This window comes from Bacillus salipaludis, assembly GCF_004358205.1.
The window spans coordinates 1-2,362 of record NZ_SMYO01000080.1 but is presented as its reverse complement, the minus strand read 5'-3'; the positions used below and the strand labels follow the sequence as shown (position 1 = coordinate 2,362).

At 33.3% G+C, this 2,362-nt stretch carries 4 protein-coding genes; 3 read left to right on the top strand and 1 reads right to left on the bottom strand.

Annotated features, from left to right (window positions below):
* Window positions 1–223, top strand: a 223-nt coding sequence (locus E2K98_RS31510; protein WP_208025452.1) for a hypothetical protein, incomplete at its 5' end; no start/stop codon positions are given.
* Between the two features lie 56 nt (window positions 224–279).
* The gene (locus tag E2K98_RS30395; RefSeq protein WP_133340721.1) at window positions 280–570 is read left to right on the top strand and encodes a DUF5316 domain-containing protein; all 291 of its coding nucleotides are present in this window, start codon (window positions 280–282) and stop codon (window positions 568–570) included.
* Window positions 571–800: 230 nt separating this feature from the next.
* Here E2K98_RS30395 and E2K98_RS30390 read toward each other — a convergent pair whose 3' ends face one another.
* Window positions 801–1,049, bottom strand: coding sequence for a hypothetical protein (locus E2K98_RS30390; protein WP_133340719.1), 249 nt, complete (start codon window positions 1,047–1,049; stop codon window positions 801–803).
* A gap of 265 nt (window positions 1,050–1,314) precedes the next feature.
* On the opposite strand from E2K98_RS30390, the gene E2K98_RS30385 reads away from it, so the two are divergent.
* Window positions 1,315–1,923: a hypothetical protein gene (locus tag E2K98_RS30385; RefSeq protein WP_133340717.1), complete on the top strand. Its 609-nt coding sequence runs from the start codon at window positions 1,315–1,317 to the stop codon at window positions 1,921–1,923.
* The last annotated feature ends 439 nt before the right edge of the window (window positions 1,924–2,362 follow it).

The following is a 2,362-nucleotide window of genomic DNA, read 5'->3' as shown; positions in this document are numbered from 1 at the left end:
TTACCCCTCATCGCTTACAAAAGATGCAAAATGCCTGGAATGCATCCTCTTGATAAACATTGTAACATTTGGTAAGCCGTATGCCTTAATAGGGCACGTACGGTTTGATAAGGGGGAAGCCTCGAGAGAGGTTTCCCTACTTTCTTGTTCGACTAACGTGGCAGGTTGGTTTAAGAAGCTATGTGGGAAATTATGTATTAATAAAATTATGAAAATGTTATAATTAAAAATGTAAACTAATTGGAATTTACAAAAAAAGCCCATAGGGATGTGTTAATTGTGAAGAAATTAATTATAGGACTTAGTATCGTGGTGGTCGCTTTTCTAATTTCAATGTTTTCAAGCAATTACACTTTATTATATAAAATTACAGGGGCTGTGGGAATTATCTCACTGATAGTAGGAGCTTTGTTATCTGGAGCATTCTTGGATGGGGATAGGTTGGGTAGAAATCTACAATCTGAATCAAAAGAAGATAGAAAACAAAGATTTTCACAAACTAATTGTATATTGTTAATAGGATTACCTAATTTATTAATTGCAGCGGTTTGCTTTTTTCTAATGAAATAAATGAATAACAGTAACCAACTTCCTATTGTTTGTTAAACTAACGTGGGCAAGAGTTGTAGATCAAGCTGTCATTGTGGCAGCTTTTTCTTATTGCACTAATGGGGCAGTTTAGCACAAGAAGAGAACTTCAACAACAGAAATAAAAAAAGACAGTTTATCCGTCTCTTCTGGTTAATTTATAGATGCTTTTTCATTGTTTCGTTCTTTAAAAAAATGATATTTTATTTTATCTATGCTTCTCCAATCCCCATTGCCAATAACAATAAGAAAAATAGAATTAATGTGGCACTATTTAGAACTACGCCAATAATGAAACTTGTAAGTTTTCTCGATAGGATCGCAACAATAACTCCTACTATCGATAGGATACTGATTACCAACAGGAAAATGCCTGGATATTTGTTAGTTTCATTGATGAAGAAAGACAATAATATACAGATACCAACCATTAATAATGAAAGTCGTCCATATTTATTCACTTAAGTTCCTCCATTAATTTATTATTCTAATGTTATTACACATTAAATTTTGTAAAAAATTGTAATTAAACCCCATCCCTTAATCTTCAACTACCATGAAAACTAACTTCTGAAATGCTGAAAAATAGCATGGGCTTTTTATTTTGAAGTTTTCTTAACGTTGTAAAACCTTCGTTAAATTTTCTTATTATGTTCAAAGTTTTTTAAAAATTAAAGAGTAAATTAATAGTTGTGAAGTTACTTTTTATTTGAAGGAGAGATACCATTGAAAGTTAAATCAAGTTTAATTGCTCCTGTAATAGCAGCATCTTTATTAGCACCAGCAGTTGGAACTGTCATCGCCCATCCTACAACCGATTCTGCAAAAACAGCAGTATCTGTCCAAAAAGAACACCATAAAAAATGGCACCATAAATGGGAAAAGGGCGAAAAGAAAAAAGAACTCACAAACGTAATCAATAAATACGCCACACCACAGTTAAAGACTCAATTAACAAAGGATATGGCTACTCGTCAAAGCTTACTAAAACAACTGCGCCAGACACCTGGATTCAAAAAGGATGAGGCCAAAGAAAAGCAGAAAAAACAAGAGTTTTACAAAGCACACAAAAAAGAAATTGACTCCATTAAACAACAACTGAAAGACGGCAAACTTACAAAACAACAAGCACGTTCAAAATTCGAAGCTCTGTTTGGAAAAGAACGTGAACATTTTAAAGGTAAAGAAGAAAACGAAAAAGGCGTCTATAAGCAACTAAAAACAGCTATTAAAGATAAAAACAAAAAAGAAATTAATGCTGCATTGAAAAAATTTGATCAAGAATTAGAAAAGTCGATTAAAGAATTACAAAAAGAGATTAAAGCAGATAAATAACATTGCATTCTAAGTCCTTGCCGTAAATGGCAGGGGCTTTATTGTTCTACCATGATTTTAATATTTTTTTATAATAATTTGTACAAGCATTTCATCACAAGAGTGGCTGAGATGTCACTCTTTTTTTCTGCAGTAAGTTTGTAGGTTGCATTCAGTTCTTTAAGTATCAAATCGGTGTTTTTATTTAATCTCTTATCATTTTAAAATATTGGTTGTCTCGTTATCTTGGCTTCTTCATACAAAACCTAAAAAAGATTAGCGGAAAGTATTTTGTGAAATGTTTCACTTAAACTAACGTGGCAGGTGTGCGGCCGAGCCTAGGTCGTATCATATAACGGGTGGGATTCCCGTCGAGTAAGAACTAGCCATTCGCTCGTAGCGAGTCTTGGAGGGCTAAAGGTAACTTTAGTCTTTAAGCGTAGACAGTTAGGTGGCGGGC